General features: G+C 64.2%; 14 protein-coding genes. 6 read left to right on the top strand and 8 right to left on the bottom strand.

Annotated features, from left to right (window positions below):
• Positions 1–37 precede the first annotated feature (37 nt).
• The 3 genes from O3297_RS13855 to O3297_RS13845 form a co-directional block, all read right to left on the bottom strand.
• On the bottom strand, positions 38–829 hold the full coding sequence (locus tag O3297_RS13855; protein WP_305048934.1) for a TorF family putative porin: 792 nt from the start codon (positions 827–829) through the stop codon (positions 38–40).
• Between the two features lie 239 nt (positions 830–1,068).
• Entirely contained in the window at positions 1,069–1,542 is a 474-nt protein-coding gene (locus O3297_RS13850; RefSeq protein WP_305048933.1) for a hypothetical protein, read from the bottom strand.
• Positions 1,543–1,563: 21 nt separating this feature from the next.
• Complete coding sequence (locus O3297_RS13845; RefSeq protein WP_231958002.1) at positions 1,564–2,265, bottom strand: FadR/GntR family transcriptional regulator; 702 nt, start codon at positions 2,263–2,265, stop codon at positions 1,564–1,566.
• Between the two features lie 152 nt (positions 2,266–2,417).
• Between O3297_RS13845 and O3297_RS13840 the strand changes: the two genes are divergently transcribed.
• The 4 genes from O3297_RS13840 (at position 2,418) to O3297_RS13825 (ending at position 7,173) form a co-directional block, all read left to right on the top strand.
• Complete coding sequence (locus O3297_RS13840) at positions 2,418–3,227, top strand: (Fe-S)-binding protein (RefSeq protein WP_305048932.1); 810 nt, start codon at positions 2,418–2,420, stop codon at positions 3,225–3,227.
• The gene (locus O3297_RS13835; protein ID WP_305048931.1) at positions 3,224–3,940 is read left to right on the top strand and encodes an LUD domain-containing protein; all 717 of its coding nucleotides are present in this window, start codon (positions 3,224–3,226) and stop codon (positions 3,938–3,940) included. Before O3297_RS13840 ends, O3297_RS13835 begins: the two co-directional genes overlap by 4 nt.
• Positions 3,937–5,382 carry a LutB/LldF family L-lactate oxidation iron-sulfur protein gene (locus O3297_RS13830; protein ID WP_305048930.1) on the top strand — a complete coding sequence of 482 codons (1,446 nt, stop codon included), beginning with the start codon at positions 3,937–3,939 and terminating at the stop codon, positions 5,380–5,382. The genes O3297_RS13835 and O3297_RS13830 overlap by 4 nt, the downstream gene beginning before the upstream one ends.
• 87 nt (positions 5,383–5,469) lie before the next feature.
• Positions 5,470–7,173, top strand: a complete 1,704-nt coding sequence (locus O3297_RS13825) for a lactate permease LctP family transporter (RefSeq protein WP_305048929.1) — start codon at positions 5,470–5,472, stop codon at positions 7,171–7,173.
• Between the two features lie 58 nt (positions 7,174–7,231).
• On the opposite strand, the gene O3297_RS13820 is transcribed toward O3297_RS13825, so the two are convergent.
• A complete protein-coding gene (locus O3297_RS13820; RefSeq protein WP_151096578.1) occupies positions 7,232–7,759 on the bottom strand; it encodes an NADPH-dependent FMN reductase in 528 nt (175 codons plus the stop codon).
• A gap of 99 nt (positions 7,760–7,858) precedes the next feature.
• Positions 7,859–8,092: a DUF3563 family protein gene (locus tag O3297_RS13815; protein WP_080698581.1), complete on the bottom strand. Its 234-nt coding sequence runs from the start codon at positions 8,090–8,092 to the stop codon at positions 7,859–7,861.
• 436 nt (positions 8,093–8,528) lie between these two features.
• On the opposite strand from O3297_RS13815, the gene fucP reads away from it, so the two are divergent.
• The gene (fucP, locus tag O3297_RS13810) at positions 8,529–9,833 is read left to right on the top strand and encodes an L-fucose:H+ symporter permease (RefSeq protein WP_092607048.1); all 1,305 of its coding nucleotides are present in this window, start codon (positions 8,529–8,531) and stop codon (positions 9,831–9,833) included.
• A gap of 52 nt (positions 9,834–9,885) precedes the next feature.
• On the opposite strand, the gene O3297_RS13805 is transcribed toward fucP, so the two are convergent.
• On the bottom strand, positions 9,886–10,779 hold the full coding sequence (locus O3297_RS13805) for a LysR substrate-binding domain-containing protein (RefSeq protein WP_099388491.1): 894 nt from the start codon (positions 10,777–10,779) through the stop codon (positions 9,886–9,888).
• Positions 10,780–10,939: 160 nt separating this feature from the next.
• On the opposite strand from O3297_RS13805, the gene O3297_RS13800 reads away from it, so the two are divergent.
• On the top strand, positions 10,940–12,433 hold the full coding sequence (locus O3297_RS13800; RefSeq protein ID WP_099394705.1) for an acetyl-CoA hydrolase/transferase family protein: 1,494 nt from the start codon (positions 10,940–10,942) through the stop codon (positions 12,431–12,433).
• A gap of 74 nt (positions 12,434–12,507) precedes the next feature.
• Here O3297_RS13800 and O3297_RS13795 read toward each other — a convergent pair whose 3' ends face one another.
• Both O3297_RS13795 and O3297_RS13790 read right to left on the bottom strand, forming a co-directional pair.
• A complete protein-coding gene (locus tag O3297_RS13795) occupies positions 12,508–12,879 on the bottom strand; it encodes a hypothetical protein (RefSeq protein WP_305048928.1) in 372 nt (123 codons plus the stop codon).
• A gap of 96 nt (positions 12,880–12,975) precedes the next feature.
• A complete protein-coding gene (locus tag O3297_RS13790) occupies positions 12,976–13,638 on the bottom strand; it encodes a TetR/AcrR family transcriptional regulator (RefSeq protein ID WP_070282084.1) in 663 nt (220 codons plus the stop codon).
• Between the last annotated feature and the right edge of the window lie 347 nt (positions 13,639–13,985).

Here is a 13,985-nt window from a genome sequence, read left to right as displayed (position 1 = left end):
ATGGATATCGGTGTCATGGGCGTCGCGGGTAGCGCGCCTAGAACGTCTTGCTGACGGCCAGCACGACGGTGGCCGCGGCGGGATTCGATGTGTCGAACTGGCCGGACGCATTCGGGATGCCCAGGGTGTAATGGTCGTAGGCATCGGTGGCGCCCCAGGCGCGCGTGATGGCGGCGCTGGCGTTCCAGCCGCCGTCGAAGGCCCTGGTGACGCCGATCTTGGCGTCGCGCCAGTTCCAGATGGCATTGCCCGTGCCCGCCACCCGGCCATTGCCGGCGTGCAGGTTCAACGTCCAGGCATTGCCCAGGTCAACATTCGCGCCCACGTCGAGATAACCCGTGCCGCGCGCATGCGTGATGCCAAAGAAGTCGCGCGTGACGGTATGGTTGTATTTGGCGTACAGCATCTTGTAGCTGAGGCCCAGCGACAGTTCGCCATAGTCGTACTTGACACCCGTGGCGCGGTAGACGGCGCCCGGATACTTGTAGTAATACGCGAGCAGGCTGTAGCCCAGTTCTCCCACCGTGCCGCTGTAGCCGCCGTACAGGTCCCATTCGATGGTCGCATCCTCGATATAGCGGTCGCTGACGGTGGAAGCCCAGGTGCCCAGCGACCAGCCGCTCGGGTGCGCGTAGTCGGCACCCGCCTGCAGGGCGGGTTTGCCCCAGGTCTGGCGAAAGCCGCGCGAAATGTATTGCGAAGTGAGGCTGGCGTTGGCGCTGAAGGTGGCGGCAGGGCTGTCCGTCGTCTGCGCCTGTACGGGCAGGGCGGCCAGCAGGAGGAGGCAGCCGAGCAAGGGTGTTGCAGGAAAATGGTGGTGCGATGGCATGGCAGTCAGCTCCGTATTTGCTGGCAGCGGCCGTCCAGGCGCGTTGCCCTGATGGTTGCAATAAAAATGCGGAATGGACTTTTGTGGGGGCAAGGCGGCTTGCGGGCATGCTCGCATGAACATGCACACATTCTCACCAAACGTAACTGAAAGGATAGGGGCTGGGGCTAGTGGAAGTCAACAAAGTTGCGCTGCGGAAAGCGTAAGTTGTTGTTTCCTGGCACTTTTTCATGCTCCTGTCACATTTCCGGCCTGCCCCGGCTGGCGGCCTGTTGCAAGCCGGCCAGCAAGCCTGGCAGGGCCGCATGCAAGGCTTGCAGGCTGTCGGCGTCCAGCCCGGCCTGCATTTCCACCCGGCCCGAGGGCTGGCCCCAGACGACCTGTGCGCTGAGCCGGGCGCCGGCGTCGAGTCCCGTGACGCTGACCAGCAGCGCGACTTCTTCCGGGGCATCGTCGGGCATGTCCTCGAGCAGGCAGGAAATGCCGAAGTGATAATCCTGGAAAGCGCTGGCCGTACCGCTGGAAAAGGCGAAGACGGAGGCGAGCGCCCGGGGCACGGCGGCCGCGAGTGGCGGCAGGGCGGCGCGGAACAGGGGCAGCAAGTCGTTTTCCAGCTGGAGCACCAGCGGGTGGGTGTGGACGAGGACGGTCATGGCAGGATGGATCAGGTGGCGGCGCGCGATAGTAGCAGTTTTTGCGGCCACTGTGCTCATCTACTGGTCCTACCAGTGGCCTCAATCGTCGTCGCTGGTGACGCGCGTGCGCACGAAATCGATGTGGCTTTGCATGGCCGTGCGCGCTTCCTCGGGCTGGCTGGCGCAGATGGCCTCGCACAGGGTGCGGTGCTGCGACAGCAGGTGCAGCGACGTGGCGTCGTCCTGCTGGCGCAAGCCCGTGCCATTGATGGTGATGTGTTCGCGCAGCATGCCGATGATGCTGGTGTGCAGGTGCAAAAACATGGTGTTGTGCGACGCTTGCGCGATGACTTCATGCAGCCGTGCATCGGCCTGCGCCTCGCCGTGCTTGTCATCGCTGGCGCGCGCCTGTTCCAGCTCGGCCAGCAGCGCCATGATCTGCGCGCGTTCGTCCCCGCTGGCCCGCTGCGCCGCAAAGTAGGCCGTCGCCCCTTCCAGCACGCGGCGAAATTCCAGGATGTCGTCGCGCAGGGCAGGGTGGTCCGCCACCAGCTGGCTCCACGGCGAAGCCATGCCCGTGCGCAACTGATCCGTCACGAACACGCCCGCGCCGCGCCGGCTGCGCACCAGTCCCCGCGCCGCCAGCCGCTGCACCGCTTCGCGCACGGTATTGCGCGAGACCCCATATTGCAGCGCCAGCAGGCGTTCTGCCGGCAACTGTGCACCCGCCGGCAAGCTGCCGTCCAGCAGGGCCGTCTCCAGCCTGCGCATCACCATCTCGACCCTGCCCCGCGTTTGCATGCCTGTCGCCATCGCTGTCTTCCGGTGTTGTTTTAAAGTGGTCCGAGCAATTTGAAGTGGCTTGCGGAAGCTGGAATTATGCGTGAACCGGTCATTCTTAACAACACACAGCGGCGCCGCAGCAACACACAGAGCGCCGGGGAGACACACTCATGCAGCCAGACCCGCGCCAGCCGCGCCACGCTCCACGCCACTACCCACATGCGCCGCTCCAGGTGTACCTGTTCGCCACCTGCCTGGTCGACCTGTTCGTGCCGCAGGCGGGGCTCGACGCGGTGCGCCTGCTGGAACGGGAAGGCTTGCTGGTGCATTATCCGCGTGGCCAGAGCTGCTGCGGCCAGCCCGCCTACAGCAGCGGCAACCCGGAGCAGGCGCGCGCCGTGGCCCGCGCGCAGCTGGACCTGTTTGCGCAGCCGTGGCCCGTGATCGTGCCATCCGGCTCCTGCGCCGGCATGATGCGCCACCACTGGCCGCAGCTGTTCCAGGACGACCCGGTGGCCGGTCCCAAGGCTGCCGAACTGGCCGAACGCGTGTATGAACTGAGCGAATTTCTCGTCTGCGTGCTGCAGCTCGACCTGGCCGGCCTGGCCCTGGCCAATCCCGGGCAAGCGGAGGAAAACGTGGTGCTGCATACCTCGTGCGGGGCGCGCCGCGAGATGGGCACGCGGGTGCACGGCGTGGCCTTGCTCGACGCCTTGCCCGGCGTGACGCGCATCGAACACCAGCGCGAATCGGAATGCTGCGGCTTTGGCGGCACGTTTTCATTGAAACACCCGGATATTTCCGGCGCCATGGTCAGCGACAAGATCGCCTCGGCCTGCGCCACGGGCTGCGACCGGCTCGTCTCGGCCGACTGCGGCTGCCTGCTCAACATCGGCCACGCCGCGCAGCATCAGGGCGCGCCGCTGCCCGTCGAACACCTGGCCAGCTTCTTGTGGCGCCGCACGGGAGGCGCGGCATGAGCGCGATCTTGACCGCCCGCGAACGCATGCTGGGACGCCTGCGCGCCGCCGCGCCTTCCGCGCCCGAATCGGTGGAGGCCATCGATGCCGCCATCGACAAGCACTACGCGGCGCGCCGCGCGCAAGCGCCGCTGTCGCCACGGGGCCGGATCGCCGCCATACAGGCAGCCTTGCGCGCCGCGCATGCGGAAGTCGACTGCGTGAGCAGCGATGCCTGGCCAGCCTTGCTGGCGCAGCGCCTGGGCGCGCAGCAGGTGCGCCGCCTGCTGATGGATGCCGGCAGCGCCGAAGGGCGGGCCTTGTGCGCCGCCTTGCCGGAAGGCGTGGAAGCGCTGTCTTTCGAGCGTCCGCTGGCGCAGTGGAAGGGCGAATTGTTCGATACCGTCGATGCCGGTTTTACCGTCGCCCGTTCCGGCATTGCCGCCACGGGTACCCTGGTCATCGCGCCCGACGCGGCCACGCCGCGCACGGTATCGCTGGCGCCGCCCCTGCATGTCTGCCTCGTGTATGCCAGCACCCTGCACGTGGACTTGCATGCGGCGGCGCGCGCCGAGCGCTGGGCCGACGGCATGCCGGCCAACCTGGTGCTCGTGTCGGGTCCTTCGAAAACGTCCGACATCCAGCAAACCCTCGCCTATGGCGCGCACGGTCCGCGCTGGCTGTGGGTGCTGATCATCGATGACTTGCCAGTCCAGGAAGGAGGCCAGCCATGAACGCCAAGCCACTGCAATTCGTCAAGCCGGCCGACTTCCATGCGCGCGCCCGCGCCGCGCTGGACGACCCGAAGCTGCGCCAGAGCTTTCGCGGCGCCATGGATTTTTTACAGGACAAGCGCAGCGCCCAGTTCCCCGACGGCGACGAACTGGAACGCCTGCGCGACATCGGCGAAGCCGTGCGCCAGCACGCGCTGGCGCGCCTGCCCGAATTGCTGGTGCAGCTGGAAGACAAGCTGACGGCGGCCGGCGTGCAGGTGCACTGGGCCGAGGATGGCGAACAGGCCAATGCCATCATCCACGCCATCGCGGAAAGGAGCCGGGCGACGCGCTTCATCAAGGGCAAGTCGATGGCCAGCGAGGAGATCGAGCTCAATCACTACCTGGAAGCGCGCGGCATGACGTGCCTGGAGTCGGACATGGGCGAGTACATCGTGCAGCTGGCCGGCGAAAAGCCGTCGCACATCGTCATGCCGGCGATTCACAAGACGAAAGCCGATATCGCCGGCCTGTTCGCCGAGCATATTCCCGACGCGCCCTACACGGAAGACGTCGACAGCCTGATCCAGACGGGGCGGCGCGCCCTGCGCCAGGCGTTTGTCGAGGCGGACATCGGCCTGTCCGGCGTGAACTTCGCGGCAGCCGACACGGGCACCCTGTGGCTGGTGGAAAACGAGGGCAATGGCCGGCTGACGACGTCCGTGCCGGAGGTCCACATCGCCATCATGGGCATGGAAAAAGTGGTGGCCAAGCTGGAACATATCGTGCCGCTGGCCAGCTTGCTGACGCGTTCTGCCACGGGCCAGGCCGTCACCACGTATTTCAACCTGATTTCCGGCCCGCGCCGCGCCGGTGAACAGGATGGGCCGCGCGAAGTGCACCTGGTCTTGCTCGACAACGGCCGCAGCCAGGCCTACGCGGACGAGCAACTGCGCGCCACTCTGCAATGCATCCGCTGCGGCGCCTGCATGAACCACTGTCCCGTCTACACCCGCATCGGCGGCCATGCCTACGGCACCACGTATCCAGGGCCGATCGGCAAGATCATCTCGCCCCACTTGCTGGGCCTAGCTGCGACGGCGGACCTGGCCACCGCATCGAGCCTGTGCGGCGCCTGCGGCGAAGTGTGCCCCGTGCGCATCCCGATTCCGCAACTGCTGGTGCGCCTGCGCACGGAGGCCAATCGCAATCCCGGCGAGCAGGTGGCGCATCCGCTGCGTGGGCAGGGCGCCAAGTTCAGCCGCGGCGAAAGCCTGATCTGGCGCTTCTGGAGCGGCGCCTTCGCGCGCCCTGCCAGCTACCGTCTGTTCCGCTGGGCCGCCACGCGCCTGCGGATGCTGACGCCACGCGCGCAACTGGGCTGGACGCAGCATCGCAAGCCGTTGATGCCGGCGCCGCGCAGCCTGGCCGACCTGCTCAATGCGCGGGGCCAGGAAGAGTAGCGCCGGCATCCACAGAAAAATACGCCGCAAAAAAATACAGCAAAGCCGTTTTTTCACTTAACCCGCATCCACCGGAGGAGACCCGACATGCAAACCTGGACCCAACTTTATACACCGCTCGGCAGCTTGTGGCTGTCGTCGCTGGCGGCAGCCGTTCCCATCATTTTCTTCTTCATCGCCCTGGCCGCGCTGCGCATCAAGGGACACGTGGCGGCCGCCGTCACCCTGGCGCTGGCGCTGGCCGTCGCCATCTTCGCGTATGGCATGCCCGTGCCGCAGGCGCTGGCGGCGGCCGGCTACGGCTTCGCGTATGGCTTGTGGCCCATCGCCTGGATCATCGTCACGGCCGTCTTCCTGTACAAGATCGTCGTCAAGTCGGGACAGATCGAGATCATCCGCGCCTCCGTGCTGTCGGTGACGGATGACCAGCGCTTGCAGGTGCTGCTGATCGGCTTTGCCTTCGGCGCCTTCCTGGAAGGCGCGGCCGGTTTCGGCGCGCCCGTGGCCATCACCTCGGCGTTGCTGGTGGGCCTGGGCTTCAACCCGCTGTATGCGGCGGGCCTGTGCCTGATCGCCAATACGGCGCCCGTGGCCTTTGGCGCCATGGGCATCCCCATCATCGTGGCGGGCCAGGTGACGGGCATCGACCCCTTCCTGATCGGCGCCATGGCGGGCCGCCAGTTGCCGCTGCTGTCGCTGGCCGTGCCATTCTGGCTGGTGTTCATGATGGATGGCGCGCGCGGCGTGCGCGAAGTGTGGCCGGCCGCCCTGGTGACGGGCGCCAGCTTTGCCGTCACCCAGTACTTCACGTCCAACCATATCGGGCCGGAGCTGCCGGACATCACCTCGGCCCTCGTCAGCCTCGTGTCACTGACCCTGTTCCTGAAAGTGTGGCAGCCGAAGAATGCCAAGGTGGTCAACGCCGTCGGCGGCGGCGCCGCTGCGCTGTCCGGTTTTGGCGGCGCAGGCAGTGCGGACTTGCGCGGCAGCGGCAGCCGCGCCGCCTCGCCCTATACCTTGGCGCAAACGGCGCGCGCCTGGGCGCCGTTCGGCCTGCTGACGGCCATCGTCACCGTCTGGAGCCTGCCCGGCTTCAAGTCCCTGTTCGCCGCCGGCGGCGCGTTATCCAGCCTGGTCGTGAAGATCCACGTGCCTTACCTGGACCAGCTGGTGATCAAGACGATGCCCATCGTCGCCGCGCCGAAAGCGTATGACGCCGTCTTCAAGCTCGACCTGCTGTCAGCCGTGGGCACGGCGATCTTGCTGACGGCCGTGCTGTCGATGTGGATGCTGCGCATGAAGCCGCGCGATGGCATCAAGGCCTTCGTGGAAACGCTCGTGGAATTGCGCCGTCCCGTGCTGTCGATCGGCCTGGTGCTGGCGTTTGCCTTCGTTGCCAACTATTCTGGCATGTCGTCCACCCTGGCCCTGCTGCTGGCTGGCAGCGGCGCAGCCTTCCCGTTCTTCTCGCCGTTCTTGGGCTGGCTGGGCGTGTTCCTGACGGGGTCCGATACGTCGTCGAATGCCTTGTTCTGCTCCCTGCAAAACACCACGGCGCACCAGATCGGCGTGTCCGATACCTTGCTGGTGGCGGCCAATACGACGGGCGGCGTGACGGGCAAGATGATTTCACCCCAGTCGATCGCCGTCGCCTGCGCCGCCACTGGCCTGGTGGGCAAGGAATCGGACCTGTTCCGCTTTACCTTGAAGCACAGCCTGCTGTTTGCCGTGATCATCGGCATCATCACCATGCTGCAGGCGTACGTGTTCACCGGCATGATCCCGCACTGAGCGATCCGTAGAAGTACGTAGTAAAACTAGATGAAATGATAGTAAAACGTGCAGAAGGTCATGAAAATGACCTGATGCACTGCAACATATCGAGGATGGCCCGGCGCAATGCCGGGTCCGCGGCGATACCCTCCGCATCGAGACCCGACCCCAGCAGGGGCAGGCTGATGCAGGCTTCGTCGATCAGCCGCGCCGACATGGTGCGTACCGTTTCGCGCAAGGCCGCCTGCGCATGCGTGGCGCGCGGCGAGGCGTTCAGCAGCACCAGCGGCTTGTCGATGAACGATTCATTTCCCACCATCCAGTCCAGCCCATTTTTCATGGGGCCGCTCACGCCGTGCGCATATTCGGGGCTGGCCAGCATCAGCACGTCGGCCGCCAGGATGGCGTCGCGCAGGGCCGTCACGGCCGGCAGGCTGTCGGCGTCGAGGTCGGGATTGAACAGGGGTAATTCACCGAGTCCGGGATAGATGCGGATCTCGAATGGCGCTGGGGCAAGCCCTGCGATGGCGTGCAGCAGGGCGGTGTTCAGCGAGGCGGCGCGCAGGCTGCCAGCGATGGCGAGGATGGTAATGGGCGTTTGCATCCCGCCTGTATAGCCCATCCTGTGCTCAAGCGCAAGGCGAGCAGGATGGCGCTATCGTTGTTGCTACAGCCGGTGATGGGCTGCGTGCTGCAGTACTGATTAACGGCTCAGGCCGCTCATCCAGCTGGGCTGCGGGTTGGCGCGGGCCAGTTCGCGCATGCGGTATTCCAGGTCGTAGCGGTCGGTCGATTCGGCCAGATAGGCTTCTTCGTAAGCGCGCTCGCGGCGGTCGCTGCTTTGGTTCAGCCAGGCGCCCACGCGCTTGGCGGCGTGAACGAGGGTGGCGACGATATTGCTGTTTTGCGTGGTGTGGTAAGTAAATGCGGTAGACATGGCAGACTCCTTGTGTGGCGTGCCGCGTTGTGCTGCACTGCAATATAAGTATAGCGATTCCAAGTTATAAGGCTACTTTTGATTTCAAATGTCAGCTATTCATTTTTTAAATAACAGGCGGGAAAGCTGCGCAATACGGGGCTTTAAGGCATAATGCCGGCGCAGTATCGTAGTTTTACTACAAGACGTTTTTGTCCTGGATGTTGTTTTCAGACGCAGCCCGCAGGCGTGCCGCGCCCACAAGACATCGTTCTGACGAGAAACGGTCGGCCGTGCGCCTGCCGCGCGCGAGACGTGTCATGCCTGCCCCTCTATCGTTGATGGCAGTCATGGCCCACGCTGATATCTGCGTGGCGCTTGCGCGTCCTGGCGCTGCCCGGGTGGAAACGCTTCCATGCCTGGCGCGATCAACTTGGAATTGAAAAATGGAGAAGGTATGGAATACGTAAAGCAAGGCCAGGGCGTACCGTCCGCACGGGCCGGCACGCAAAACAATACAGGCGCCCTGATCATTGTCACGGTGCTGTTTTTCATGTGGGGATTGCTGACATCGCTCAATGATGTGCTGATTCCCCATCTGCGCTCGATCTACACCTTGACCTATGTCCAGGCGATGCTGGTGCAGTTCTGCTTCTTTGGCGCCTACGCCATCGTCTCGCTGCCGGCCGGCATGCTGATCAAGAAGATCGGCTACCAGCGCGGCGTCGTCGCCGGCTTGCTGATCGCGGCCGCCGGCTGCGCCATGTTCTACCCGGCGTCCACCGGCAGCTATGCGCTGTTCCTCTTGTCCTTCTTCATCCTGGCGGCCGGCATCACCGTGCTGCAGGTGGCGGCCAATCCGTATGTGACGGAACTGGGCGACCCGCAGACGGCGTCGAGCCGCCTGACCCTGACGCAGGCGTTCAACGCGCTGGGCACCACCGTGGCGCCGGCCCTGGGCGGCATGCTGATTTTGTCGGGCACCGTGCTGACGGTGCAGCAGTTCGACCTGCTGCCGGCAGCCGAGCAACTGGCTTACCGCGCCAAGGAAGCGGCCTCCGTGCAAGGTCCCTACCTGGTGCTGGCCGCCACCCTGGTGATACTGGCCGTGCTGTTCGCGCTGGCCAAACTGCCGAAGATTTCGCACGCGGATGATGCGGCTGCCGTGGCGCAGGATGGCCACAAGGTCTCGATCTGGTCGCACCGCCACCTGGTGCTGGGCGCGCTGGCCATCTTCCTGTATGTGGGCGGTGAAGTCAGCATCGGCAGCTTCCTGATCAACTTCCTCGGCGAGAGCCATATCGCTGGCCTCAGCCACGCCGATGCCGCCTATTTCGTCAGCTATTACTGGGGTGGCGCCATGCTGGGCCGTTTCGTCGGCTTTGCCGTGATGCGCTATGTCAGCCCGGGCAAGACCCTGGCCTTCAACGCCGCCGTCGTCATCGCGCTGATCCTCGTTGCCGTGTTCTCCAGCGGTCACACGGCCATGTGGGCATTGATCGCCGTCGGCCTGTTCAATTCCATCATGTTCCCGACCATCTTCAGCATGGCCCTGAACAAGCTGGGCGCGCAAACGGGTCAAGGTTCGGGCATCCTGTGCATGGCCATCGTCGGCGGCGCCATCGTGCCGTTCATCCAGGGTTTCCTGGCCGACCACATCAACCTGCAGCTGTCCTTCCTCGTGCCGGCCCTGTGCTACACCTTCATCCTGTACTTCGGCTGGAAATACGCCAGCATGTACAAGGACGATGCCGCCAAGTAAGCAAGGTGGAGCGATCAATCAAAAGGGTGGCCTCGGCCACCCTTTTTTTACGTCAGTGCGCGAACGGCGTGCCCAGCACGTCCTGGCATACCTCGAGCCAGGCGCGCGCCGCGTGCGACAGATAACGTCCGCTCCAGACATGCGCCACCTGCCATGCCACTTCCGGTTCGACGATGCGCACCGCCTCCAGCCGTTCGCCGGCCAGGCGGTGGATGAACGGCTCGGGCAGCAGGGCCACGCCCAGGCCCGCCGAGGCCATCGCCACCAGCCAGTCCCACTGGCCGCTCTGCGCGGCGATGGTCGGCGTGAATCCCGCTTGCGCGAAATGCTGGCGCAGGCTGCGCGTGAGGGCGAAATCATCCTTCAATAACACCAGCGGCAGTTCGGCCAGCGCCTTGAAGGGCAGTGTCGTGCGGTTTTTCTGGAACGTGCCCGGCTCGGCCAGGGCCCAGATCGGATAGTTGGCCACTTCCACTGCCACGAGATCGAGTTCCGGGTCGGCCGGCAGTACCGTCATGCCGATTTCCAGCTCGCCCCCCGCCACCTTGCGCTCGATCTGCTGGCCCGTGTCTTCCTGCAGGGTCAGGCTGATGTTCGGATGGCGCGCCCGAAAGGCTTTTAATACGGGCGTAAACAGCACGTTGATCATGGGCGGGATGCCGACCGCCAGGCTGCCGCGCTGCAAGGCCTGGGTATCGCGCACTTCCAGGGTCAGCTGGCGCATATTGGCCAGCATCTCCTGGCCGTGCTGGTAGACGATGCGGCCCGTGTCCGTCAGGGTCAGCTTGCGTCCGTCGCGCACCAGCAACTGGGCGCCCACCTCGTCTTCCAGCTGGCGCACCATCTTGCTGATGGTCGACTGGGTCAGGTGCAGCGACTCGGCCGCCTGCGTAAAGCTCGACAGGCGCACGGTTTCGACGAAATAGCGCAGGGAACGGATATCCAAGGGAGTGCTCAGTGTTGGCAGGGCATGAAAATATCGACTGGATGTGACGAAATTAATTCATGCCATGCATGTGGACGGGATTTTATACTGAAACCACTTATGGGGCTGGTGTATGACAGCCATCCAGTTTGAGAATATTAAGAATATCAGGAGCATCACGATGTACGAGGACCGTATCCGCCACCCAGGCTTGCTCAGTAAAATCATGAGCGCCGATGAGGCAGCCAAATTGTTCCACAACGGCATGCGTGTCGGCATGAGCGGCTTTACCCGTGCCGGCGATGCCAAGGCCTTGCCGCGCGCGCTGGCCGAACGCGCCCTGCAAGATCCATTGAGCCTGACCCTGATCACGGGCGCTTCGCTGGGCAATGGCAGCGATGGCCTGATGGCCGAGGCGGGCGTGCTGGCGCGCCGCATGCCGTTCCAGGTCGACCCCGTCTTGCGCGGCAAGATCAACAACGGTGAAGTCATGTTCATCGACCAGCACCTGTCGGAAACGGCCGAGCAGCTGCGTTCGGGCAACCTGGCCGCCGTCGACATCGCCGTCATCGAAGCGACGGCCATCACGGCCGCCGGCGCCATCATCCCGACCATGTCGGTGGGCAACTCCGCTGCCTTTGCCCAGCAGGCCACGCAAGTGATCATCGAAATCAACCTGTCCACGCCGCTGGCGCTGGAAGGCTTGCATGACATTTATATACCGCAAACCTTGCCGGGCCGCGAGCCGATACCGCTCACGCGCGTGGACCAGCGCCTGGGCAGCACGGCCATCGCCATCGACCCGGCCCGCATCGCCGCCATCGTCATCACGGACAGCCCCGACAGCCCGTCGAACGCCTTGCCGCCCGACGCGGAAACGCAGGCCATCGCCGGCCACGTGATCGCTTTTCTCGAAGGCGAAGTGGCGGCCGGGCGCATGGGCCCGGAACTGCTGCCTCTGCAGGCGGGCATCGGCACCATCGCCAACGCCGTGCTGCATGGCCTGATCGGCTCGCCCTTCCAGAACATGACGATGTATTCGGAAGTGCTGCAGGACAGCGCCATCGAGCTGCTCGATTCGGGCCAGCTGGCGTTTGCCTCGGCCTCGTCGATCACCCTGTCGGCCGCCGTGCACCAAAAGCTGATGGACAATATCGACCATTACCGCTCGAAAATCGTGCTGCGCCCGCAAGAGATCAGCAACCATCCCGAGATCGTGCGCCGCCTGGGCATCATCGCCCTGAACACGGCGCTCGAGTTCGATATCTACGGCAACGTCAATTCCACGCACGTGTGCGGCACGCACATGATGAACGGCATCGGCGGCTCTGGCGACTTTGCGCGCAATGGGCAAGTGTCGATGTTCGTGTCGAAATCGGCGGCCAAGGGCGGGCGCATTTCCAGCGTCGTGCCGATGGTCTCGCATGTCGACCATACGGAGCATGACGTCGACGTGCTGGTGACGGAGTGGGGTTTTGCGGACTTGCGCGGACTGGCGCCGCGCGAACGGGCGCCGCTGATCATCGAGCGCTGCACGCATCCCGATTACCGCGCGCAACTGCGTGCTTATTATGACGCGGCATGCCAGCGCGGCGGCCATACGCCGCACATCCTGGAGCAGGCGCTGTCGTGGCATGTGCGCTACCAGGAAACGCAGAGCATGCTGGCAGCGTAGCAGGCTTCGCTAACCTCAGGACAGGCAGGGCAGGGCAGGGCGGTGCTGCACCGCGCCTGCCTTTTTGTTTTTCCTCAGTACATATGCAGCGCCTTGGCGCCCAAGCCCAGCAGGGCAAACGTGGTGGTGGCCTGTATCCCCATGAACCACAGGAAGTGGGTGTGCATGTGCTTGCGGATGTCGCCCAGTTCCGTGCGCAAGGCGTGGCAGTCGCCGCGCAAGTCGCCGCGAAACTGCGTCAGGTCGGCGCGCAGCAACTGCGATTCGTCGCGCAACTCCGTACGCACATTGTCGAGGCCGTCGCCAAGACGCTGTTCCAGGGTCTTGAACCATAGCCGGCCATGTTCCCGGTCCGTTTCCAGTTTTGTCAGGCGCGCTTCCATGCGTACAGCATTGTGCGGGCCTTGCTGTTTGTCAAGCTGGTCCGTGGCATAGGCTTCGTTCATCTCGCCCTCCTTCGCGCGAGCCGCGCTGCACCAGCGCAGGCGGCTTCACTCCACTGTCCGCCTTTTCTGTCGGGACGGTTTGCGCTGGATCAAACGTCAGGAAGCCGGTGCAAAGCGTAAACGGATGCCTGCCGTGACCACGGCCAGCAAGTCGTCGATATGCGCGTTCATTTCCGGGTGCGGCGTCCATGGGTCGCCCGCATCCATGACGATGCGCAGCGAGACGAGGCCGTGCAGCGATTGCCAGAAGATTTGCGTCATCGTGTGCAGCGCCGGCTCGTCCTGGCGCACCAGGCCCGCCTGCGCCAGTTCGCCGAACAGGTGCAGCGCATAGGCGTACGGATCCTGCTCGATATTGCCGTGTTCGACTTCGACGGCGTCGAGCTCCGCATGCGGACGCAGCTCCATGAAGATCAGCGAATATTCGTCGGGATGCTGGAAGCCGTACTCGATGTAGGCGCGGCCGACCAGGCGGATGCGTTCCCACGGCTCAGTGCTGGCGGCGCAGGCCGTGCGCATGGCGCGCACCAGTTCCAGCAAGTCCTTGTCCATGGCCTGGGCGATCAGGGTGGCCTTGTCGCGGAACAGGGCGTACACGACGGTGGTGGAAAAGCCGGCCGCCTCGGCTACCTTGCGGATGGAGACGGCGCGCGCGCCTCCTTTCTTGATGAGATCTTTGACGACGTCGATGATGTGCTCGCGCCGCGCCTGAGCCTCGCGTAACTTTCTTTCCTGGATATTAGTTAACTTCTTGTCCACGACTCTTTCCTGGCGACTCTATGAAAGCAAGAATTATAGGGGGGCGATTGAGCGCCAATGTGTCAGCGGCTGTTACAAATCAGTTTTTTGTCCGGTAGATGCAACAGCTGACCGATTTTTCGCGCTTTTGCCCGGCACTTTTCCATCGATGCCCCGGATTGGTGCATAAATCGCCTGGCCAGGCTTTGCGAATGGGGCCAAAGGGCGGAAAATAGCGGGATAGCTTACACTGCGTTTTTAAGTAATCCCCGGGAAATTATTGTGAATTTATAGCGAACAGAAGCGGATGCGATGCAAGGCGCTCGCCGCGACGCAGTGCGAGCACTGCTAGGTGGGCAACACAGCAG

The sequence above is a fragment of the Janthinobacterium sp. SUN128 genome, from assembly GCF_030587275.1.
GTDB classification, from domain to species: domain Bacteria; phylum Pseudomonadota; class Gammaproteobacteria; order Burkholderiales; family Burkholderiaceae_D; genus Janthinobacterium; species Janthinobacterium lividum.
Note: the sequence above shows the minus strand (reverse complement) of the source record. Positions and strands in the feature narration are given on the sequence as shown.